This window comes from Actinomycetospora sp. C-140, assembly GCF_054796175.1.
Window position 1 is genome coordinate 13,168 of the sequence record NZ_JBTWNF010000005.1, and the last position, 22,192, is coordinate 35,359.

Consider the following 22,192-nt stretch of genomic DNA (forward strand, 5'->3'; position numbering starts at 1 on the left):
AGGAGTCGGACGACGCGGACGAGGACTCCGAGGACTCGGAGTACTCCGACGACTCGGACGACGACTCGGACGACGACTCGGACGACTCGGACTGCGACGACGACTGCGACGACGACTGCGACGAGGAGCCGGACTTCGAGTCGTCGACCACCGAGGAGCCGTCGCCGGCCTCGAAGCTGTTCTTGAAGTCGTCGACGAGCCCGCCCAGACGCTTCTCGCCGTCGTCGTCGAGCTTGCCCGACTCGCGGATGTTCGAGAGCACCTCGTCGCCGTTGCGCTGCAGGTAGTCCAGGAACTCCTGCTCGAAGCGGCGGACGTCCTCGGTGGGCACCGAGTCGAGGTAGCCACGGGTGCCGAGGAAGATCGCCGCGACCTCGAGCTCCACCGGGTAGGGCTCGCCCTGGCCCTGCTTGAGGACCTCCATCAGGCGCGCGCCGCGGTCGAGCTGGGCCTTGCTGGCCGCGTCGAGGTCGGACGCGAACGCCGCGAACGACTCGAGCTCGCGGTACTGCGCGAGCTCCACGCGCAGCGACCCGGCCACCGACTTCATGGCCTTGATCTGCGCGTCGCCGCCGACCCGGGACACCGACACACCGACGTTGATGGCGGGGCGCTGGCCCTGGTTGAACAGGTCCGACTCGAGGAAGCACTGCCCGTCGGTGATCGAGATGACGTTGGTCGGGATGTAGGCCGAGATGTCGTTGGCCTTCGTCTCGATGATCGGCAGACCGGTCATCGACCCCGCACCGAGCTCGTCGGAGAGCTTCGCGCAGCGCTCGAGCAGCCGCGAGTGGAGGTAGAAGACGTCGCCCGGGTACGCCTCGCGGCCCGGCGGGCGGCGCAGCAGCAGGGAGATCGCACGGTAGGCCTCGGCCTGCTTGGACAGGTCGTCGAAGACGATCAGGACGTGCTTGCCCTGGTACATCCAGTGCTGGCCGATCGCGGACCCGGCGTAGGGCGCGATGTACTTGTAGCCGGCCGGGTCCGAGGCGGGCGCGGCGACGATGGTCGTGTACTCCATCGCCCCGGCGTCCTCGAGGCCCTGCTTGACCGCCGCGATGGTCGAGCCCTTCTGGCCGATCGCGACGTAGATGCAGCGGACCTGCTTGTCCGGGTCGCCGCTCTCCCAGTTCTCACGCTGGTTGATGATCGTGTCGGTGCAGACCGCGGTCTTGCCGGTCTTGCGGTCACCGATGATCAGCTGGCGTTGGCCGCGGCCGATCGGCGTCTGCGAGTCGATCGCCTTGATGCCGGTCTGCAGCGGCTCGCTGACCGACTGGCGCTGGACCACCGAGGGCGCCTGCAGCTCGAGGACGCGGCGCTCCTCGGACTCGATGTCGCCGAGGCCGTCGATGGGCTCGCCCAGCGGGTTGACGACGCGACCGAGGAACTTGTCGCCGACGGGGACCGAGAGCACCTCGCCGGTGCGCTTGACCTCCTGGCCCTCCTCGATCTGGTCGAAGTCGCCGAGGACGACGACGCCGATCTCGCGCTCGTCGAGGTTGAGGGCGATGCCCACCGAGCCGCTCGGGAACTGCAGCAGCTCGTTGGTCATGGCCGACGGGAGACCCTCGACGTGCGCGATCCCGTCACCCGCGTCCACGACGGTGCCGACCTCTTCGCGCGACGACTCCGCCGAGAAGGACGAGACGTAGTTCTCAATGGCATTACGGATCTCGTCGGACGAGATCGTCAGCTCCGCCATGGCTCCCTGCCTACCTGTGTCGAAATGCTGAAATGGCTCAAAGGGGCTCGAGGATCAGTTCGGCCGCGCGGTCGCCGCGCTCCGCAGACGACCGAGCACGCTGCCGTCGATGACCTCGCCACCCACGCGCACGACGAGACCGCCGAGGATCTCGGGGTCCACGTCCACGTGCACCGAGATGCGGCGCCCGTAGAGCGAGGACAGCGACTCGGCGAGACGGCTCTCCTGCCGCTCGCCCAGCACCACCGGCGAGACCACGCGGGCGATGGACCGGTCGCGACGTGCCGCGGCCGCCTCCGCGAGGACCTCGGCCGTGCGGTCGAGGGGCCGCGCCTGGGGCCGCGCCACGGCCTGGGCCAGCAGCCGGTGGGTGATGGGGTCGACCCGGTCGGACAGGACCTGGTCGAGCAGCCCGACGCGACCGGAGGCCGGCTCCGTGGTGTTGGTCAGGAGCTCCAGCAGCCGCTGCTCGCGGTCGAGCAGCCGGCCGAACCGGAACAGCTCGTCCTCGACCTCGGACAGCGTGTCGGCCTTCTCCGCGCTGGAGAGCAGGGCGTCGCGCCCGAGCTCCTCGACCGCCTCCACGAGGTCGGTCGAGGTGGACACGCGCGAGCGCACCAGCGTGGTGAGCACGTCGAGGGTCGAACCGCCCACCTTGTCCCGCAGGACACCCTGGAGGACCTGCACGCGCCCGTCCTCGGACACGGCCGGGTCCACCAGGTGACGTCGCAGGTCGAGGTGGTCGGCGAGGGCGTTGGCCACCGAGAGCAGCTCGTCACCGACGGTCCGCAGCGTCGCGGCGTCGGACTCCCGCACCACGCTGTCGAGCTGCTCGCTCGCGCGCCCGAAGGCGTCCCGACTGGTCGTGTGCACTAGCCGTCCTCCGCTCCGGTGACGGCGCCGGACCCGGACGCCGCCGTGCCGGCCGTCTCCCGTCCACCGGACGACGACGCGCCGGACCGGCCGTTCGAGTCGGCGTCGATCGAGTTCACGTACTCGTCGACCGTCCGGCTGTGGTCGCCGGACAGCGGCCTGCCCAGGATCTTCTCGGCCAGGCCCGTGGCCAGCTGGGGCAGCTGGCCCTGCAGATCCTGCCGCACGCGGGAGCGCTGGTCGGCGAGCTCGCGCTCACCGCGCTGACGCACCTCCGCGACCTCGGACTCCGCCTGTCCCCGCAGCTCCTCGGCGGTGCCGCGCGCGGACGCGCGGGCCTCGTCGCGGATCTGGGACGCCGAGCTGCGCGCCTCGTGGAGCGTCTCCTCGTGGCGACGCTCCGCCGCGGCGTACTGCTCGTCGGCCTCCTCCTTCTCCCGCTGCGTCCGGCGGACCCGCTCGGCGCGCTCCTCGAGGGCGCGGCGGATCGGCGGGACGATGAAGCGGCTGATCAGGAAGAAGACCAGCACGAACAGGAGGAGTTCGAAGATGAACGTGCCGTTGGGCAGGAGGAAGTTCTGGTTCCCTCCGCCCGCGGCCAGCATCTCCGTCGTCCCGGACACGTCGATCACCCGGAGCCGAGGACGAAGACGAACAGGGCCATGAAGGCGAGGTTGATGAAGTACATGGCCTCGACCAGACCGACGGTCAGGAAGAAGATGTTGAACAGGCGGCTCTGGGCCTCCGGCTGCCGGGCGACGCCGGCGATGGTCTGCGCACCGACGAGACCGTCACCGATGGCCGCACCGATGGCGCCACCGGCGAGGGCGATGCCACCGCCGATGAACGCGCCGCCGGACCGCAGCCCCGTGGTGGGGTCGCCGCCCTGCGCGAGGACGCTGGAAACAACCGACATGACACTCCTTGATCGGGGGTCGTGAGGGGTCAGAAGGGTCGTGCTGGGTCCGTTCGAGGCGGGCCTAGTGGCCTTCCTCGCTCACGGCCGGGCTGAAGAACTGCATGATGGTCAGCAGCGAGAAGATCAGCGCCTGGATCACGCCGATGAACAGGTCGAACAGCTTCCACGCGACGTTCGGCAGCCACAGGCCCCACCAGGGGATCAGCGCGATGACCGCGACCATGATCGAACCGGAGAGGATGTTGCCGAAGAGTCGCAGCGAGAGCGACAGCGGCTTCGCGATCTCCTCGATGATGTTCAGCGGGAGGAGCACCGGATAGGGCTGCACGAAACGCTTCAGCGTCCCGGCGCCCAGCTCGCGGATGCCGAACACCCACGCCGAGACGAAGACGAAGATCGCCATCGCGTAGGCGAGGTTCACGTCCGATGTCGGCGGACGGATCGGGGCCGGCGAGCCGACCTCGAGGAGCACGAAGCTGTTGCAGATCAGGATGAACGCGAACAGCGCCACGCACAGGGGCATGAGGTACTCGGCCGGACGGCGCCCCATCCGGCCCTGCACCTGCTCGACCATGTAGTTGGTCAGCGCCTCGTAGGCCAGCTGCACCTTGTTGGGCACCTCGGAGGTGACCCGCGAGCGCACGAAGAACCCGAGCGCCAGCACGATGGCCGCCGCGAGCACGGAGTTCCACATCGTGTCGCCGTTGAACGTCATCCCGAACAGCTCGAACTGCCCGGCGTGCTCGCTCGGCGAGATCGAGCCCTCGGCGGCGAGGAGTTGGGTCGTCACTGACGGAGCTCCTTGAGCGCGGGCACGGACCCGGCGATCGTGTTGATGCACTGGAAGACGGCGAGACCGAGGAAGGTCCCGAGGCCGTCGGGGAAGAAGGTCAGGGCCAGCACGACGGCGATGCCGGTGATCACGGCCAGTCGCGCCCCGACCCCGCGCACGAGGGCGGCCTTGCTGGGCATGTCCGAGGCCGCCTGGTGCAGTACGGCCCGCTGGACGAGCAGGTTGTTGGCGGCGCCGAGGACGAGGCCGAGGCAGCCGAACGCGGCGGCCGCGGCGAACCCGAAGAGGTAGCCGCACGCGAGCGCGACGACCCCGAGGGCGACGGCGACGATCAGCGAGTTGCGGTACGCCGTGCGCGTCGATCCGGGGACCGTGACGACGGGGGCGTGCTCGGGGGTCTGCTCGGGGGTGTCAGTCATGCCCGCTCCCGAAGGTTCTGCGCACTTCCACGTACGTGTACCGAGCCGCGGAGGCCAGGCCGAGCACCAGTCCCACCATCACGAAGATCGGCAATGTGCCGATGGCGCGGTCCAGCAGCCAGCCGAGTGCCATGGGGACGAGCAGGATCGCGGCGATCGTCGTGCCCATGCCCGCGAGGGCCCACCCACTCGGTGTGGAACCGCCCATCTCTGGTCACCGGTCCGCCCATCCGGGCCGTGGCCACATCGCTCAGGAGCTCCTCGCGTCGGTCCCTGGTGCCGGTGGTCTCAAGCACGGGAAGTGTCGAAACGTGTTGACGTGGGGCGCGGAAAGAACGTGACCCCGACACGGTGACCCCTCGTGCTGCCCGGGACCACCTGGAATGCCCTGTTCTCTCCGGGCGAGGAGGAACCTATCACAGCGTGTAGGAGGCGCACGGCGAGCCGGTTGGTGATCACGACAAGGCTCCTGCCAGCGGATTCAGCGTGTTCGGAGGCGCGGGACCGCCGAAGCGAGGACGGCGACCAGTACTCCGACCGTGACCAGCCAGACCACCACGAAGGCGTTGTCGATCAGGGCCAGCGCGACGGCACCGAACGACAGCACGCCCGCCCAGAGATAGATCAACAGCACGGCGCGGCGCTGGGAGTGCCCGATCTCGAGCAGCCGGTGGTGCAGGTGCATCTTGTCCGGCGCGAACGGGCTCGTGCCCGCGCGGGTCCGCCGGACGACGGCCATCAGCAGGTCGAGCAGCGGCACGAAGACCACCGCCGCGACGACGATCAGGGGCGTGACCAGCGCGAGCGCCCCGGTGGCGCCGGTGGTCGAGTAGTTGGTGCGCCCGGAGGCGGTGGTGGTGGCCGCGGCGAGCGTCAGGCCGATGAACATCGAGCCCGAGTCGCCCATGAACAGGCGGGCGGGCTGGAAGTTGTGCGGCAGGAAGCCGGCGCAGGCCCCGGCGAGCACGGCGGCGATCAGCGCGGGCGGATAGGCGTTCACGTCGCCGTTCTGCTGCCCGAGCAGGCCGAGCGCGAACGCGGCGGTCGCGGTGGCCGCGATCGTGCCGATCCCCGCGGCGAGCCCGTCGAGCCCGTCGACGAAGTTCATCGCGTTCACGAGCAGGACGCAGAGGAACACCGTGATGAGCACGCCCTGGTCCTGGCCGAGCAGCAGCACCGAGCCGGTGCTGCCGCCGGTGCCGCCCCACGGCAGGTACACCGCGGTCCACTGCACGCCCATGAGCACGAGCACCCCGGCGGCCGTGGCCTGACCGGCCAGCTTCGTCAGCGCGTCGAGGCCGAACCGGTCGTCCAGCGCCCCGACGAGGACGATGAGCCCGCCCGCGACGAGCACGGCGACGGTCTCGTTCGAGTAGTCGAAGGCCCGGCGCAGCACGGGCAGCTGGCTCGCGACGAACACCCCGGCGAGCACACCGAGGTAGATCCCGACCCCGCCGAGCCGCGGGATCGGGATCGTGTGGACGTCACGCCCGCGGGGGACGGCGATGGCGCCCCACCGCAGCGCGAGGCGCCGCACCAGGCCCGTGAGCAGGTACGTGGCGACCGCCGCCGTGAGCCCGACCAGGAGGTACTCCCGGATCGGGAGCCCCATCGGGGCGAAGTCCGGTGACGGGCCCACGGGCCCGAGAGTAGACCTGGGGCCGCGGAGCAATCAGGGCAGCACGCCGACAGGGGAGCCGGACCCGTGTCGCAGCCCTGCTCTACCGCGGGTACGCGGGGAACCGCGCCACGAGCGCGCCGACCTCGTCGCGCACGTCGGCGAGCTTCTTCTTGCCGTCCTCGGTGGTCTCGTCCGCGGTCACCGCACCGGCGATCAGCCGTGCCACCTCGGGCATCTCGGTCGGCGTCATCCCCTGCGTGGTGACCGAGGGCGACCCGACCCGGATGCCCGACGCCGTCATCGGGGGCTGCGGGTCGTAGGGGATCGCGTTCTTGTTCAGCGTGATCCCGGCCAGCCCGCTGCGGGCCTCGGCCTCCTTGCCCGTGACCCCGAGCGGCTGCAGGTCGAGCAGCGCGAGGTGGGTGTCGGTGCCCCCGGAGATCGCGCGCATGCCGTGCGACTCCAGCGCCGAGGTCATGGCCTGGGCGTTCGCGATGACGGTGCGGGCGTACTCCTGGTAGCCCGGCGTCGCGGCCTCGGCCAGCGCGGTCGCCTTCGCGGCCACCGCGTGCATCAGCGGGCCGCCCTGCAGGAACGGGAACACGGCCTTGTCCAGGGCCTTCGCGTGCTCGGCCTTCGAGACGAGCATGCCGCCGCGCGGCCCGCGCAGGACCTTGTGCGTGGTGAAGGTGACGACGTCGGCGTGGGGCACCGGGCTGGGGATCGCCTGGCCGGCGACCAGGCCGATGAAGTGCGCGGCGTCGACCCACAGGATCGCGCCGACCTCGTCGGCGATCGCGCGGAACTTCGCGAAGTCGATCAGCCGCGGGTAGGCGGTCGCGCCGGCGACGATCATCTTCGGGCGGTGCTCGAGCGCCAGGTCGCGGACCTGGTCGTAGTCGATGAGCCCGTTGTCCTCGCGCACGGTGTAGGGCACCGGCTCGAACCACTTGCCCGAGAAGCTGACCTTGGCGCCGTGGGTGAGGTGCCCGCCGTGGGGCAGGCTCATGGCCAGCACCTTGTCCCCGGGCTGGCAGAACGCGGCGTAGACCGCGAGGTTCGCGTTGGCGCCCGAGTGCGGCTGCAGGTTGGCGTGCTCCGCACCGAACAGGGTCTTGGCGCGCTCGATGCCGATCTCCTCGGCGCGGTCGACGACCTCGCAGCCGCCGTAGTAGCGCCGCCCCGGGTAGCCCTCGGCGTACTTGTTCGACAGCGTCGAGCCCAGCGCGGCGAGCACCGCGGGGCTGGTGAGGTTCTCGCTCGCGATGAGCTGGAGACCGCCGCGCAGCCGGGTGAGCTCGTCGTCGACGACCTGGGCGATCTCGGGATCGACGGCCGCGAGCGCGTCGTAGTCCGGGCCCCAGAAGTGCTGCGAGTCGGCTGCCATGACGCCTCACGTTACCGGCGCATCACGGCCTCGCGCGGCCCCGGTGGTACACGCGTCACAGTTCGTGTGTGAGCAGTCGGCGCCCCGGCAGGGGCGCCAACTGCTCACAGGGAGACGGGGACGCCGACCACGCGGGAGACGTCGTCGGCGCTGACGGCGCCCTCGCGGCGCAGGCGGGGGGTCTCACCGGTGAGGTCGACGATCGTGGAGCCCACGCCCGACGCGCACACCCCGCCGTCGAGGTAGACCTCGACGCTGTCGCCCAGCTGGTCGCGGGCCTCCTGCGCCGTGGTCGCGGGCGGCTGCCCCGAGACGTTCGCGCTGCTCTGGGCCAGCGGCCCGACCTCGCGCAGCAGCTCGAGGGCCACCGGGTGCAGCGGCATGCGCAGCATCACCGTGCCGCGCGTGGTGCCGAGATCCCAGGCCAGGCTGGGCGCGTGCGGCAGCACGATCGACAGCCCGCCGGGCCAGAACGCCTCGACGAGGTCGCGCGCCACCGGCGGCACGGTGCCCACCAGGCCGTCGATCGTCGACCAGCTGCCGACCAGCACGCCCAGCGGCATGTCCGGCCCGCGGTGCTTCGCGGCGAGCAGGTCGGCCACGGCCTGCCCGTTGAACGCGTCCGCGACGATCCCGTAGAGGGTGTCGGTCGGGGTGACGACCAGCCGGCCCGCGCGCACCGCCGCGGCCGCCGCGGCCAGTCCGGTGGGTCGGGTCGCCGGGTCCTCGCAGTCGTAGACCATCGCCACGGGGCGCCAGCCTAGGACCGGCGCGCCGTGGCCACGCGGGGGCGTCCCGCGAGATCGGGCAGCGTCGTGACCTCGGTGAAGCCGGCGCGGCTCAGCACGCTCCGCACCGCGGCGGGGTGCGACTCGTCGTGCTCGATCCCCACCGCTCCCCCGGACCGCAGCAGCCGGTGGGCCAGCGTCGCGAGGGGCCGGATCACGGCGAGCCCGTCGGGCCCGGCGAACACCGCGCCGTGCGGGTCGGCCGCGACCTCCGGCGACACCGCGACCTCCTCGGGGACGTAGGGCGGGTTGCTGACGACGAGGTCGACGGTGCCGGCGAGGTCGGCGAGCACGCCGGGCGCGGTCACGTCGGCCTCGTGGAGGACGACGCCCGAGCCGGCGAGGTTGCGCCGCGCCCAGGTCAGCGCGTCGGGATCGGCCTCGACCGCGTGCACCGTCGCGTCCGGCCGGGACCGCGCGAGGGCCAGGGCGAGCGCCCCGGTGCCGGTGCACAGGTCGACGACGTCCGCGCCCGCCTGCCGCTGCGCCCACGCGAGAAGGACCTCGGTCTCCGGGCGCGGCACGAACACCCCGGGGCCGACGACGACCTCGACCGGGCCGAGGACGGCGGTGCCGAGGACGTGCTGCAGGGGCTCCCGCGCGGCGCGGCGCGCCACGAGGTCGTCCACGGCACGCTCGTCGTCCGGCGGGTCGGCGAGGAGCAGCCGGCTCCGGGGGACGCCGAGGGCGTGGGCGACGAGCAGCTCGGCGTCCACCCGCGGCGAGTCGACGCCGGCCTCGGTCAGCCGGGCCGTGACCCGCGCGAGGAGGGCCTGCACGGTGCTCAGGAGTGCGTCGCCTCGTCCGCCGCGCGCGCCATCCGCTCGGAACGGTCGGCCGCGCGCAGGGCGTCGAGCACGCCGTCGAGGTCGCCGTCGAGCACCCGGTCGAGGTCGTGCGACTTGTACCCGATCCGGTGGTCGGAGATCCGGTTCTCGGGGAAGTTGTAGGTCCGCACCCGCTCCGAGCGGTCGACGGTGCGCACCTGGCTGCGGCGGTCGGCCGAGGCCTGCGCCTGCTCGGCCTCGTCGGCGATCGCCTGCAGGCGGCTGCGCAGCACCTCGAGCGCCCGCGCCTTGTTCTGCAGCTGCGAGCGCTCGTTCTGGCACGACACCACGACCCCGGTGGGCAGGTGCGTGATCCGGACCGCGGAGTCGGTGGTGTTGACGCCCTGCCCGCCCTTGCCCGACGAGCGGAACACGTCGATGCGCAGGTCCTTCTCGTCGATCTCGATCGCCGAGGCCGCCTCGGCCTCGGGATAGACGAGCACCCCGGCCGCGGAGGTGTGGATGCGGCCCTGCGACTCGGTGACAGGCACGCGCTGCACGCGGTGCACCCCGCCCTCGTACTTCAGCCAGGCCCAGACACCGTCGGGATCGTTGCCGGGTGCGGTCACCGTGACGGTGACGTCCTTGTAGCCGCCGAGGTCGGACTCGGTCGCGGAGAGCACCTCGACCTTCCAGCCGCGGCGCTCGGCGTAGCGGGAGTACATGCGCAGCAGGTCGCCCGCGAAGAGCGCCGACTCCTCGCCGCCCTCCCCCGACTTGACCTCCACGACGACGTCGTTCGCGTCGGCGGGGTCGCGCGGCACGAGCTGCTCGGCCAGGCGCGCCTGCAAGGTCTCGACGCGCTCGGCCAGCTCGTCGGCCTCGGCGGCGAACGCGGGGTCCTCGCCGGCGAGCTCACGGGCGTCGGCGAGGTCGGCCTCGGCGGAGGTCAGCTCACCGACGGTGGCGACGACCGGCGAGAGCGCGGCGTAGCGACGGCCGAGCGAGCGGGCCAGACCCGCGTCGGCGTGCACGCCGGGGTCGGCGAGGCGCGCCTCGAGCCCCGCGTGCTCCTCGAGCAGCGCGGTGACCCCGGGCGACGACGTCATGGCTCCGCTCGACACCCTCGCGGCCTCCCCTCTCCTGGTCCTGTCCCCCGACATGCACGACGCCCGCCGCCCCCGGCCGTGACGGCGCGGGGACGACGGGCGTCGGAGGAGCTACTTGCGGCCGGCGCGCTTGCCGTAGCGGGCCTCGAAGCGGGCCACGCGACCGCCGGTGTCCATGATCCGCTGCTTGCCCGTGTAGAAGGGGTGGCACGCGGAGCAGACCTCGACGGTGATGTTGCCGCCCGGCTTGGTGCTGCGGGTGGTGAACGAGTTGCCGCAGCCGCAGAGCACCTGCGTCTCGTGGTACTCGGGGTGGATGCCGCTCTTCACGGTGATGGGTCCTCTCGCGTCGTGGCGCCGGGTCCCCACGGCCCTCGGGTCGTACCGGGCCGTCGTGTCTGGGGTGAACCGGAACCTGCTGTTGCGGGCCATTCTCGCAGGACCGCCCGCTGATCCCCTCAACCAGGTCGGGGCGGCCGTTGTTCCCGGCCGCCCCGGTGCCGGTCGTGCTAGTCGTCGTCCTTGCCGGGGGTCGTCTTGGCGACCTGCATGAGGAACTCGATGTTCGTGCGCGACTTGCGCAGACGGTCGAGCACCAGCTCGATGGCCTGCTGGGAGTCCAGCGCGGCCAGGACGCGACGCAGGCGGTGGGTCACCGCCATCTCGTCCGGCGAGAGCAGCAGCTCCTCCTTGCGGGTACCCGACGGGTCGGGGTCGATCGCGGGGAAGATGCGCTTGTCGGCGAGCTTGCGGTCGAGCTTGAGCTCGGCGTTGCCGGTGCCCTTGAACTCCTCGAAGATCACCGTGTCCATCGTCGACCCGGTCTCGACCAGCGCCGTCGCGAAGATCGTCAGCGAGCCGCCGTCCTCGATGTTCCGCGCGGCGCCGAGGAAGCGCTTCGGCGGGTAGAGGGCGGTCGAGTCGACACCGCCGGACAGGATGCGCCCGGACGCCGGGGCCGCGAGGTTGTACGCGCGGCCGAGGCGGGTGATCGAGTCGAGCAGCACCACGACGTCGTGACCCATCTCGACCAGGCGCTTCGCCCGCTCGATGGCCAGCTCCGAGAGCGAGGTGTGGTCCGACGGCGGCCGGTCGAAGGTCGAGGCGATGACCTCGCCCTTCACCGAGCGCTGCATGTCGGTGACCTCCTCCGGCCGCTCGTCGACGAGCACGACCATGAGGTGGACCTCGGGGTTGTTCGTGGTGATCGCGTTGGCGATCGCCTGCAGCACCATCGTCTTGCCGGCCTTCGGCGGCGAGACGATCAGCGCGCGCTGGCCCTTGCCGACCGGCATCACCAGGTCGATGACGCGCGTGGTGAGCAGGTGCGAGTCGGTCTCGAGGCGCAGCCGCTCGTTGGGGTAGAGCGGCGTCAGCTTCGTGAACTCCGGGCGCTTGCGCGCCTGCTCGGGGTCCAGTCCGTTGATCGAGTCGATGCGGACCAGCGGGTTGAACTTCTGCCGGTTCTGCTCGCCCTCGCGCTGCTGGCGCACCTGGCCGGTGACGGCGTCGCCGCGGCGCAGCCCGTGCTTGCGCACGAGCGACATCGACACGTAGACGTCGTTCGGGCCGGAGGCGTAGCCCGAGGTGCGGACGAACGCGTAGTTGTCCAGCACGTCGAGGATGCCGGCGACCGGGATGAGGACGTCGTCCTCGCGGACCTCCGGCTCGCCGCCGCCCTGGCGCTCGCCGCGGTCGCCCCGGTCGTTGCGGTTGCGCCGACGGTCGCGGAAGCGCCGGCCGCGCCGGCGGCCACCGCCCTCCTCGTCGTCGTCGTCCTCGCCGCCCCGCTGGTTGGTCTGCTGCTGGCCGCCGCCCTGGCCGCCCTGACCGCCGTTGTCACGGCCGCCCTGGCCGCCGCCGTCACGGCTGTCGCGGTTGTCACGGCCACCCTGGCCACCCTGGCCACCCTGGCCACCGTTGTCGCGGCCGCCGCCCTGCTGCCCGCCCTGACCGTTCTGGTCGGGCCGCTGCTGGCGGTCGCGCTCACGCTGGCGGCGGGACGGGCCGCCGGAGCCGTCACCCTGTCCGCCCTGGCCGCCCTGGCCCTGACGGCCTCCGTCGCCGTCGGGCGTCGTGTCCGGGCGCTCGGTGGCCGGCGCGGTGTCGGTGGCGGTGTCGGTCGCCGCCGTGTCGCTCGCCGTGTCGGTGCTCGTCGCATCGGCGCCGCCGTCGGCGGCGGCCGCGGCCTCGACGCCCGGGCCCGCGTCGCGGCGGGCACCCCGGCGTCCGCGGCGCGAGGAGGACGGCGCGTCGCCACCCGCCGCCGTGTCGGTGGCACCGGCCGACCCGGAGCCGTTCTCGCTGGTCACGGCCGCGCTCGCGGCCGCCTCCGCGCCGGGCACGGCGTCGGACGCGGCGGTCACGTCGGCGGCCGGGGCCGCGGTGTCGGTGCCCGCCGCCGGCTCGTCGGTCGGGGAGGCGGCCGGGGGCACGGCCTGCTCGGTGGCCGGCTCGGCGGGCGAGCCGGTGGCCGCGGTGGCGCGGCGGCGGCCGCCGCGGCGACGAGCCGGCGCCTCCTCGGCCGACGCCTCGGCGGGCGCGGCGGTGTCGGCGGTGCCGCTGCTCGCGCCGTTGGTGCCGGCGGAGGCGCCGCCCTCGGCGAGCGGGAGCTGGTCCCCGCGGTCGGCACTGCCGGACTGCCGCTTCTTGATCTCGGCGATGAGGTCGTTGCGCCGCATCCCGGTGGTGTCGGTGACGCCGAGAGAGGTCGCGAGGTCGCGCAGCTCGGCGAGCACCATGCCGGACACACCTCCCCGCCGGCGCCGCTCGGGCGCGGACGCTCCCGTGGCGGGAGTCTCGGCGTCCGCAGCGCCGTCGGTGGAGATGACGTCGGTCTCGGTCACGCAGGTCCTTCCTGACCGGCTCGGGGACCACCCGGGCCAGCGGACGTGTCCGCCCCGCACGCAGCGGGGCTGCTCGCGGAACCGTGGTGGCCCGATGGACCGACGAAGATCGGCCCCGGGCGGGACAACGGCCCGCGGAATTCTCGTACAGCGATCATGAGTGTCCGTCCGCCGGGACGAGACCCGACGGCTGGGGAAGAGGGTGGCCCCTTGTCGTCAACGGGACCAGGGCACCGACGCGCCACACGCGTGGTCGCTGTGAAAACCAATGTAGACCCCGCCGTGTGCACCGGCAACAACCACCCCCCGCGTGCCGTACCGCGCGACGCGGACGTTCCGGGACGCACGCCCGGAGATCCCTCAGAGCACCTCGGTGCGGGCGCCCTCGGTGTCGACCTCGAGCGCGCGCACGGTGAACCCGGTGGTGTCGAGTCCGTCGGGCAGGCGCCCGTCGAGGGTCAGCGCGAGGACCGTGGGGCCCGCGCCGGAGACCACCGCCGCGACGCCCTCGGCGCGCAGGTGGTCGACGACGGCCGCCGTCTCGGGGTAGGCGGGCCGCCGGTAGGGCTGGTGCAGCCTGTCCTCGGTGGCCTCCAGCAGCAGCTCGGGCTCGCTGGTCAGCGCGTGCACGAGCAGCGCCGCCCGGGCCGCGGTGAACGCCGCGTCCGCGTGCGGGACGCGGTCGGGCAGGAGGCCGCGGGTCGCCTCGGTCGAGCTCGAGCGCTCGGCGACGAGCGCCACCGGCCGCAGCGCCGGGTGCGGGGTCAGCCGCGCCGCCCGCCAGGCCCCCTCGTGCCCCCAGCTGACGACGAGACCGCCGCGCAGGCACGCCGCGACGTTGTCGGCGTGCCCGTCGAAGCCCGCGGCCAGGTCGAGCACCGCGTCGTCGTCGAGCGGGTGGCTCGCCGACAGCAGCGCGCGGGCCCCGGCGATCCCGGCGACGGCCGCGGCCGCCGACGATCCCAGGCCCCGGCTGTGGGGGATGAGGTTGCGACATCGCAGCCGCAGCGACGCCCGCGGGGCACCGGCGCGGTCGAAGGTCGCGTGCGCGGCGCGCAGCACGAGGTGCCGCTCGTCGCGGGGCACGCGCCCGGCGCCCTCCCCCTCGACGTCGACCGTGCAGCCGTCGCCGTCACCGATCGACAGCTCCACGTCGTCCCACATGCCCAGCGCGAGCCCGAGGGTGTCGAAGCCGGGTCCCAGGTTCGCCGAGGTGGCCGGGACGCGGACGCGCACCGTCCCGCCGGCGGGAGGGCTCACCTCCCGCGCGACCTCCGCCCCGGCGCTCAGCGCAGGCCCAGGGCGTCGGCGACGGCGTCCACCTGCGGCGGGAGGACCACCGGGTCCGAGGCGTCCGCGAGCGCGGTCGCCGGATCCTTGAGGCCGTGCCCGGTCACCGTGGCCACGATCAGCGACCCGCTCTCGAGGCGTCCCGCCCGCGACCGCGCGAGCAGACCGGCGACCGACGCGGCCGACGCCGGCTCGACGAACACGCCCTCGCGGGCGGCCAGCAGGCGATAGGCCTCGACGATGGCGTCGTCGTCGACGGCGAGGATCTCGCCGCCGGACTCGTCGCGGGCGGCGATCGCGCCGTCCCAGGACGCCGGCGACCCGATGCGGATCGCCGTCGCCAGGGTCTCGGGATCGCTCACCGGTGCCCCGTGCACGAGCGGCGCGGCGCCGGCGGCCTGCACCCCGAGCATCCGCGGCGTGCCCGCGACGACGCCGTCACCGGCGTACTCGGTGTAGCCGCGCCAGTAGGCCGTGATGTTGCCGGCGTTCCCGACGGGCAGCGCGTGGATGTCCGGCGCGCGGCCGAGCTGGTCGCAGATCTCGAACGACGCGGTCTTCTGGCCCTCGATGCGCGCCGGGTTCACCGAGTTGACCAGCGCGATCGGGTACTGCTCGGCGGAGCGGCGGGCGAGCTCGAGGCACGCGTCGAAGTTGCCCTCGAGCTGCAGGATGCGCGCGCCGTGCACGGTGGCCTGGGCCAGCTTGCCCAGCGCGATCTTGCCCTGGGGCACCAGCACCGCGCAGGTCATGCCGGCCCGCGTGGCGTACGCGGCGGCCGAGGCCGAGGTGTTGCCCGTCGACGCACAGATGACCGCCTGCGCGCCGCCGGCACGGGCCTCCGTCATCGCCACGGTCATGCCGCGGTCCTTGAACGAGCCGGTCGGGTTCGCGCCCTCGATCTTGAGGTGGACCTCGCAGCCGAGGAGGTCCGACAGGTACGGCGCGGACAGCAGCGGCGTGCCGCCCTCGCGCAGCGTCACGACGTCCCAGCCGGGCTGCACGCGCGGCAGGCGCTCGCGGTAGGCGTGGATGATGCCGGGCCACTCGACGCGAGCCCCGAGCGCTGCTTCGAGGGGTCGACTCCGGCTGCGCTCCGTCTCCCGGGCGGGGACCACTCCCGTCACGATCCGCCTCCCAGCTCCGTGACCGGCCGGCCCAGCCCCTCGACCCGCAGGACCCCGGCCACCCCGCGCACCGAGTCGAGCCCGGTGAGCGCGTCCACGGTGGCCGCGAGCGCGGCGTCCGGGGCGGAGTGGGTCACGATCACCAGTGTGGCGTCCTTCGGGCCCGGCGCGCCATCGTCCACGTCACCCTCGCCCGACGATCCGTTCCGCCCCTCCTGGCGCACCGTCGCGATGCTGACCCCGTGCTCGGCGAACACGCCCGCGACCTGCGCGAGGACCCCCGCGCGGTCGGTGACGTCGAGCGCGACGTGGTAGCGCGTGCGGGTCTCGCCCATGGAGATCACGGGCAGGTCGGCGTGGGCGGAGTCGCGCGGGCCGCGCCCGCCGATGACCCGGTTGCGCGCGGCGGCGACGAGGTCGCCGAGCACCGCGCTCGCCGTCTGCGGACCCCCGGCGCCCTGGCCGTAGAACATCAGCTGCCCGGCCGCGGCCGCCTCGATGAACACGGCGTTGTAGGCGCCGGACACCGACGCCAGCGGGTGCGAGCGCGGGATCATCGCCGGGTGGACGCGCGCGGAGACGTGGCCATCTGTCTGCTCGCAGATCGCCAGCAGCTTCACGGTGCACCCGAGCGCCTTCGCCGCGGCGATGTCGGCGGCGTTGACGTCGCGGATGCCCTCGCGGTGCACGTCGTCGGCGGTCACCCGGGTGTGGAAGGCGAGGCTCGCGAGGATCGCGGCCTTCGACGCGGCGTCGTAGCCGTCGACGTCGGCGGTGGGGTCGGCCTCGGCGTAGCCCAGCCGCCCGGCCTCCTCCAGCGCCTCGGCGTAGTTCGCCCCCGAGGACGCCATCGCCGAGAGGATGAAGTTCGTGGTGCCGTTGACGATGCCCGCGACGCGCACGATCCGGTCGCCGGCCAGCGACTGCTGGATGGGACGCAGCAGCGGGATCGCGCCGGCAACCGAGGCCTCGTAGTAGAGGTCGGCGCCGGACTCGTCGGCCGCGGCGGCCAGGGCGGCGCCGTCCTCGGCCAGCAGCGCCTTGTTCGCCGACACCACGGACTTGCCGTTCTTCAGCGCGGTGAGCAGCAGCCCGCGCACCGGCTCGATGCCCCCGACCAGCTCGACGACCACGTCGACGTCGTCGCGGGTCACGAGGCCCGCTGCGTCGGTGGTCAGCAGGTCGGCCGGCACGTCGGGGTGACGCTGCGGGCGCCGGACGGCCACGCCGACCAGCGTCAGCGGCGCCCCTATCCGGGCGGCGAGCTCGTCGGCCTGCTCGGTCAGCAGACGCACCACCTGGGAACCCACGACCCCGCAGCCCAGGAGGGCCACGTTCACGGACTTCATGACACCTCCAGCCGGGACAGGTCGTCGAGGGTCTCGCGGCGCAGCAGCGTCCGCGACGTGCCGTCCGCCACGGCGACGACCGCCGGACGCGGCACCTTGTTGTACGCGCTGGCCATCGCGTAGCAGTAGGCCCCGGTGGCGGCGACCGCCACGAGATCCCCCGGGGCGAGGTCGGCCGGCAGCCAGCAGTCGCGGACGACGACGTCGCCGGACTCGCAGTGCTTGCCGACCACGCGGCTGCGCACCGGGAGACGCAGCGCAGCCGAGCTCGACCCGTCCATGTCCGGGGCTGACCCCGCGGCGCGCGAGACGAGCCGGCAGTCGTAGTGCGCGTCGTAGAGCGCGGTGCGGATGTTGTCGCTCATGCCGCCATCGACGCTGACGTAGCGCCGCCGCAGGCCGCCGCCGAGCTCGACGTCCTTGACCGTGCCGACCTCGTAGAGCGTCACCGTGCCCGGTCCGGCGATCGCGCGGCCGGGCTCGACCGCGATCCGGGGCGGCGCCAGCCCGACGCGCGCGGACTCGCGGTCGACGATCGCGCGCAGCTCGGACGCCAGCCAGGCGGGCGAGCGCGGGGTGTCGGCGGTGGTGTACGCGATGCCCATGCCGCCGCCGAGGTCCACGGTGCCCAGCGCATCGGCGACGGCGTCGGCGTGCTCGTCGCGCATCTCGGCGAGCAGGCCGATCACCCGGCGGGCGGCGAGCTCGAAGCCGTCCGCGTCGAAGATCTGCGAGCCGATGTGGCTGTGCAGGCCGACGAGGTGCAGCCCCGGCGACTTCACCGCGCGGCGCACGGCCTCGGCCGCGTCGCCCGCGGCCAGGGAGAACCCGAACTTCTGGTCCTCGTGCGCGGTCGCGATGAACTCGTGGGTGTGCGCCTCGACGCCGACCGTCACGCGCACCATCACCGGCGCGCGGGTGCCCCGCTCGCGGGCGATCTCGTCGAGCCGCGCGATCTCGGTGTAGGAGTCCAGCACGATCGCCCCGACCCCGGCGTCGAGGGCCGCGGCCAGCTCGTGGCGGCTCTTGTTGTTGCCGTGGACGGTGATCCGCTCGGCGGGGAACCCGGCGCGCACCGCCGTCGCGAGCTCGCCCTCGGTGCAGACGTCGAGCCCGAGGCCCTCGTCGGCGACCCACCGGGCGATCTCGGCGGTGAGGAACGCCTTGCCCGCATAGTGCACGAGCGACGGGTCGCCGTACGCGGCCGCGTGCTCGGCGCAGCGCGACCGGAAGTCGGCCTCGTCGACGACGAACAGCGGGGTGCCGTGGTCGCGGGCCAGCGTGCCGACGTCGACGCCCGCGAGCTCGACGACGCCGTCGTCGCGCCGCACGGCGTGGCGGGGCCAGACCGCGGCGGGCAGGGCGTCGAGGGCGGCCGCGTCCGGGGGCGCCGTGCCGTCCTCGTGGTGGGAGATGACGTCGGCGTGGCGGGGCCCGGCGGGATGGGCGCGGGTCATGGGTGAACGATCTCCAGAGGTCACATGCGCTCGGGCGCGCTGACGCCGAGCAGGTCGAGGCCGTTGGCGAGCACCTGGCGGGCCGCGGAGCACAGCGCGAGGCGCGCCGTGTGGATTCCCGCCGGGGCTTCGTCGCCCTGGGGCAGCACGCGGCAGGTGTCGTAGAAGCGGTGGTACGCGCCCGCGAGCTCCTCGAGGTAGCGCGCCACCCGGTGCGGCTCGCGCAGGCCCGCCGCCGAGCCCAGCACGCGCGGGAACTCCCCGAGGGTGCGGATGAGGTCGCCCTCGCGGGGGTGGGTGAGCAGACCGAGGTCCGGGTCGTCCGCGCTCACGCCGAGGTCGGCGGCGTTGCGCGCCAGCGAGCTCAGGCGGGCGTGCGCGTACTGCACGTAGAACACGGGGTTCTCGTTGGTGCGGCTCGAGATCAGGTCGAGGTCGATCTCGAGCACCTGGTCGACCGACGAGCGCGCCAGCGTGTAGCGGGCGGCGTCCACGCCGACGGCGTCGACGAGGTCCTCCAGGGTGATGATCGTGCCGGCGCGCTTGGACATCTTGACCGGCTCGCCGTCGCGCACGAGGTTCACCAGCTGCCCGATGAGCACCTCGACCCGCGCCGGGTCGTCACCGAACGCCGCGGCGACGGCCTTGAGCCGGTGGACGTAGCCGTGGTGGTCGGCGCCGAGCATGTAGATCGCGAGGTCGGCGCCCCGGGCCCGCTTGTCGCGGTAGTAGGCGATGTCGCCGGCGATGTAGGCGGGCCTGCCGTCCGACTTGATGACGACGCGGTCCTTGTCGTCGCCGTGGTCGGTGGAGCGCATCCACCACGCGCCGTCGGCGAAGTACAGCGCCTCGTCGTCCTTGAGGTCCTGCACCGCCTTCTCGACCGCCCCGGAGCTGTGCAGCGCGAGCTCCGAGGACCACACGTCGAAGTGCGTGCCGAAGGACTCGAGGCTCGCCCGCATCTCGTCGAGCATGATCTCGACGCCGAGGCGCTTGAACGCGGCGGTCTTCTCGTCCTCGGGCTGGTCGAGCACGCCCTGCTCGGCGTCGACCACCTTCTGCGCCACCTCGGCGACGTACGCCCCGCCGTAGCCGTTCTCCGGTACCGGGCGGCCCTCCGCCGCGGCGACGAGGGACTCGGCGAACCGGTCGATCTGCGCGCCGGCGTCGTTGACGTAGTACTCGCGGGTGACCGCGGCACCCTGCGAGCCGAGCACCCGGCCCAGCGCGTCGCCGACCGCCGCCCAGCGCGTCCCGCCGAGGTGGATCGGGCCGGTCGGGTTGGCCGAGACGAACTCGAGGTTGATCGCCTGGCCGGTGAGCGCGTCGGTGTGCCCGTAGCCCGCGCCGGCCGCGAGGACGTCGGCGACGATGCCCGCCTGGGCGTCGGCCGCGAGGCGCAGGTTGAGGAACCCGGGGCCCGCGACCTCGGCGGTGGCGATCCCGTCGGTGTCGGAGAGGCGCGTGGCCAGCCAGCCCGCCAGGTCGGCGGGCGCGACCCCGGCCTTCTTCGCCGAGCGCAGCGCGATGTTGGTCGCGTAGTCGCCGTGCTCGGGGTTGCGCGGCCGCTCCACCGTGACCGTCTCCGGCAGCACCGTCGTGTCGAGGCCGCGCTCGGTGAGCACGTCCACGGCGACGGCGTGCAGGAGATCGGCGAGGGCAGCGGGTGTCACCTCCGAGAGTCTAGGGACCGCCGCACGCGCGATCGGAGGCCGCCGGACTGCATGGTCACGGGCTGTGGCGGCGTTCCGGTGAGGCTTCCGTGAAGGACCGGGATGATCACGCGGCGTGTGCACCCGTCACGAGGGTGTCACCGGGCTCTCCGTAAACTCCGGCCCATGGCGAGTGGTGGGTCCGGCCGTCGGAGCGGGTCGAGCTCGGGGTCGGGACGGTCGTCCTCGGGCCCCTCGCGCGGCGGTCGCGACGGTGCGCGCCCGAACGGGAAGCGGTCGGGCGGGACGGGCGGTTCGTCCCACGGGCAGCGCTCGGGCAACGGCCGGCGCGGCGGTCAGCAGGGCGGTCAGCAAGGCGGTCAGCGCACCGCCACCAAGCGCGGGCCCAATCCCGTCACGCGCGGTAAGCGGCCCGCGGCCGGGACGCGGCGCCAGGTGCCGTGGATGGTGATCGGCGCCGTCACGGTCGTCGTGCTGCTCGCCGCCGGCATCATCGGGTTCGCGCTCATGCGCAACAGCGAGGTCAGCGCCTGGCGCCCCAGCGACGACAATCGCGACCCGTCGCTGGCGATCCCGGGCGTCGTCACCGGGCAGTACGCCGGGCAGCAGCACGTCACCGCCCAGCAGCGGGTGGCCTACGACCGCTCGCCCCCGTTCGGCGGGCCGCACGACGCGTACTGGGCGGCGTGCAACGGCGTCGTCTACCCGAACCCGGTGCGCACCGAGAACATGGTCCACTCCCTCGAGCACGGCGCGGTGTGGATCGCCTACAACCCCGAGCAGGTCACCGGCCCGGCCGTGCAGACGCTCGCGGCCAAGGTGTCGGGCCAGAACTACACGATGATGTCGCCCTACCCGGGGCTCGACCAGCCGATCGCGCTGCAGTCGTGGGGCCACGAGCTCAAGCTCGCCGACGCGAACGACCCGCGCATCGACCAGTTCGTCTCGTCGCTGCGCCAGAACCAGTACGCCTACCCCGAGGTCGGCGCGAGCTGCGACGCCCTCGGCCCGGGCTACTTCGACCCGGACAACCCGCCGCCGTTCGACCCGAGCCCGCCGCCGCCCAACGCGGTGACGATGGACGGGCGCGGCGCCAACGCCGGGAACGGCGCCGGATGAGCGCACCCGCCGACGAGAAGGCCGACACCGACCGCACCGATCCGCCGCCGCCCGTGGACGACGGCGGCGACGGGGGCGACGACGAGGGCGGGCGCGGTCCCGGCTGGTGGGTCGCGAGCCCGCCGTGGGCGAAGGCCTTCGTCGCCGGGGGCCTGGCGCTGCTGCTCGTCCTGGTGGGCGTCATCGGCGGCATCGAGATCGGCCGCTCGACCGCCGAGACCTACGGGCCGGCCGAGGACTCGATCGACGTCGGCTTCCTCCAGGACATGGTCGTGCACCACGACCAGGGCGTGCAGATGGCCGTGTGGGCGCGCACCAACACCGTCGACCCGCAGATCCGCCAGATCGCGTTCGACATCGAGTCGACCCAGACGTCCCAGACCGGGCGCATGGAGGGCTGGCTGACCCTCTGGGGGCAGCCGACCACGCCCCCGGGCGGCCGGTACATGGCGTGGATGGGCATGCCGACCTCGGCGATGCCCGGCATGGCCTCGGCCGACGACCTCGCCCGCCTGCGCGCCGCCACCGGCCGCGACATGGACGTGGTCTTCCTGCAGCTCATGCTGCGCCACCACCAGGGCGGGCTGCCGATGATGCAGGCGGCCGCCGCCGACGCCTCCGTACCGGCGGTGCGCGCGCTCGCCCAGAGCATGGTCACGTCCCAGACCGCCGAGGTCGGCACGATGACCCAGATGCTCGCCGACCGCGGCGCCGCCCCCCTCCCGGCCCCCGACCCCCACGCCGGCATGCCGATGCCCGGCATGCCCATGCCGATGAACTGAGCGTCCTGGCGCGCGCGTCTGTTCGAGCGATGCGGCTTTGCTGGCGTCTGACGCCAGGATCGCCACATCCTCGCTCGCGCGACACGCCGCGGGGCGGCTGACGCACGGGGTGTGTCAGCGTGGCGGCCACGCTGACGCTCAGCGTCAGGAAATCCACATCCTCGGTGT

The 22,192-nt window shown here is 73.3% G+C and carries 20 protein-coding genes and 1 pseudogene; 2 read left to right on the forward strand and 19 right to left on the reverse strand.

Going from position 1 to position 22,192, the window contains the following annotated elements; translation table 11 throughout:
* Positions 1-151: 151 nt before the first annotated feature.
* The 19 genes and pseudogenes from atpA to argS form a co-directional block, all read right to left on the reverse strand.
* Positions 152-1,705 (reverse strand): annotated as a pseudogene (atpA, locus tag ACR9E3_RS09970) (F0F1 ATP synthase subunit alpha); the annotation flags it as partial.
* 54 nt (positions 1,706-1,759) lie between these two features.
* Positions 1,760-2,578: a F0F1 ATP synthase subunit delta gene (locus ACR9E3_RS09975; protein WP_460380087.1), complete on the reverse strand. Its 819-nt coding sequence runs from the start codon at positions 2,576-2,578 to the stop codon at positions 1,760-1,762.
* Positions 2,578-3,201 (reverse strand): F0F1 ATP synthase subunit B, encoded by a 624-nt coding sequence (locus tag ACR9E3_RS09980; RefSeq protein WP_460380088.1) that lies wholly within the window; start codon positions 3,199-3,201, stop codon positions 2,578-2,580. The genes ACR9E3_RS09975 and ACR9E3_RS09980 overlap by 1 nt, the downstream gene beginning before the upstream one ends.
* A gap of 5 nt (positions 3,202-3,206) precedes the next feature.
* On the reverse strand, positions 3,207-3,494 hold the full coding sequence (locus ACR9E3_RS09985) for a F0F1 ATP synthase subunit C (RefSeq protein WP_285656301.1): 288 nt from the start codon (positions 3,492-3,494) through the stop codon (positions 3,207-3,209).
* A gap of 64 nt (positions 3,495-3,558) precedes the next feature.
* Positions 3,559-4,287 (reverse strand): F0F1 ATP synthase subunit A, encoded by a 729-nt coding sequence (gene atpB, locus ACR9E3_RS09990; RefSeq protein ID WP_460380089.1) that lies wholly within the window; start codon positions 4,285-4,287, stop codon positions 3,559-3,561.
* Positions 4,284-4,709: an ATP synthase subunit I gene (locus ACR9E3_RS09995; protein ID WP_285656305.1), complete on the reverse strand. Its 426-nt coding sequence runs from the start codon at positions 4,707-4,709 to the stop codon at positions 4,284-4,286. Before ACR9E3_RS09995 ends, atpB begins: the two co-directional genes overlap by 4 nt.
* A complete protein-coding gene (locus ACR9E3_RS10000) occupies positions 4,702-4,878 on the reverse strand; it encodes an AtpZ/AtpI family protein (protein WP_285656308.1) in 177 nt (58 codons plus the stop codon). The genes ACR9E3_RS09995 and ACR9E3_RS10000 overlap by 8 nt, the downstream gene beginning before the upstream one ends.
* A gap of 312 nt (positions 4,879-5,190) precedes the next feature.
* Positions 5,191-6,321, reverse strand: a complete 1,131-nt coding sequence (locus tag ACR9E3_RS10005; RefSeq protein ID WP_460380395.1) for a glycosyltransferase family 4 protein — start codon at positions 6,319-6,321, stop codon at positions 5,191-5,193.
* 109 nt (positions 6,322-6,430) lie between these two features.
* Positions 6,431-7,717, reverse strand: a complete 1,287-nt coding sequence (locus tag ACR9E3_RS10010) for a serine hydroxymethyltransferase (protein ID WP_460380090.1) — start codon at positions 7,715-7,717, stop codon at positions 6,431-6,433.
* A gap of 104 nt (positions 7,718-7,821) precedes the next feature.
* The gene (locus ACR9E3_RS10015; RefSeq protein ID WP_460380091.1) at positions 7,822-8,466 is read right to left on the reverse strand and encodes an L-threonylcarbamoyladenylate synthase; all 645 of its coding nucleotides are present in this window, start codon (positions 8,464-8,466) and stop codon (positions 7,822-7,824) included.
* Positions 8,467-8,477: 11 nt separating this feature from the next.
* On the reverse strand, positions 8,478-9,284 hold the full coding sequence (gene prmC, locus ACR9E3_RS10020; RefSeq protein WP_460380092.1) for a peptide chain release factor N(5)-glutamine methyltransferase: 807 nt from the start codon (positions 9,282-9,284) through the stop codon (positions 8,478-8,480).
* 5 nt (positions 9,285-9,289) lie between these two features.
* Entirely contained in the window at positions 9,290-10,381 is a 1,092-nt protein-coding gene (gene prfA / locus ACR9E3_RS10025) for a peptide chain release factor 1 (RefSeq protein WP_460380093.1), read from the reverse strand.
* Between the two features lie 111 nt (positions 10,382-10,492).
* Positions 10,493-10,711: a 50S ribosomal protein L31 gene (rpmE, locus tag ACR9E3_RS10030; RefSeq protein ID WP_285656314.1), complete on the reverse strand. Its 219-nt coding sequence runs from the start codon at positions 10,709-10,711 to the stop codon at positions 10,493-10,495.
* 179 nt (positions 10,712-10,890) lie between these two features.
* A complete protein-coding gene (gene rho / locus ACR9E3_RS10035; protein ID WP_460380397.1) occupies positions 10,891-13,122 on the reverse strand; it encodes a transcription termination factor Rho in 2,232 nt (743 codons plus the stop codon).
* A 465-nt stretch (positions 13,123-13,587) separates the two neighbouring features.
* Positions 13,588-14,487 carry a homoserine kinase gene (gene thrB, locus ACR9E3_RS10040; protein WP_460380094.1) on the reverse strand — a complete coding sequence of 300 codons (900 nt, stop codon included), beginning with the start codon at positions 14,485-14,487 and terminating at the stop codon, positions 13,588-13,590.
* A 26-nt stretch (positions 14,488-14,513) separates the two neighbouring features.
* Positions 14,514-15,554, reverse strand: coding sequence for a threonine synthase (gene thrC, locus ACR9E3_RS10045; protein WP_460380398.1), 1,041 nt, complete (start codon positions 15,552-15,554; stop codon positions 14,514-14,516).
* A gap of 86 nt (positions 15,555-15,640) precedes the next feature.
* Complete coding sequence (locus tag ACR9E3_RS10050) at positions 15,641-16,993, reverse strand: homoserine dehydrogenase (protein WP_460380096.1); 1,353 nt, start codon at positions 16,991-16,993, stop codon at positions 15,641-15,643.
* A complete protein-coding gene (gene lysA / locus ACR9E3_RS10055) occupies positions 16,990-18,450 on the reverse strand; it encodes a diaminopimelate decarboxylase (protein WP_460380097.1) in 1,461 nt (486 codons plus the stop codon). The genes ACR9E3_RS10050 and lysA overlap by 4 nt, the downstream gene beginning before the upstream one ends.
* A gap of 20 nt (positions 18,451-18,470) precedes the next feature.
* Positions 18,471-20,123, reverse strand: coding sequence for an arginine--tRNA ligase (argS, locus tag ACR9E3_RS10060; protein ID WP_460380098.1), 1,653 nt, complete (start codon positions 20,121-20,123; stop codon positions 18,471-18,473).
* A 444-nt stretch (positions 20,124-20,567) separates the two neighbouring features.
* On the opposite strand from argS, the gene ACR9E3_RS10065 reads away from it, so the two are divergent.
* Together ACR9E3_RS10065 and ACR9E3_RS10070 are read left to right on the forward strand one after the other, a co-directional pair.
* Entirely contained in the window at positions 20,568-21,242 is a 675-nt protein-coding gene (locus tag ACR9E3_RS10065) for a DUF3105 domain-containing protein (protein WP_460380099.1), read from the forward strand.
* The gene (locus ACR9E3_RS10070; protein ID WP_460380100.1) at positions 21,239-22,024 is read left to right on the forward strand and encodes a DUF305 domain-containing protein; all 786 of its coding nucleotides are present in this window, start codon (positions 21,239-21,241) and stop codon (positions 22,022-22,024) included. The genes ACR9E3_RS10065 and ACR9E3_RS10070 overlap by 4 nt, the downstream gene beginning before the upstream one ends.
* The last annotated feature ends 168 nt before the right edge of the window (positions 22,025-22,192 follow it).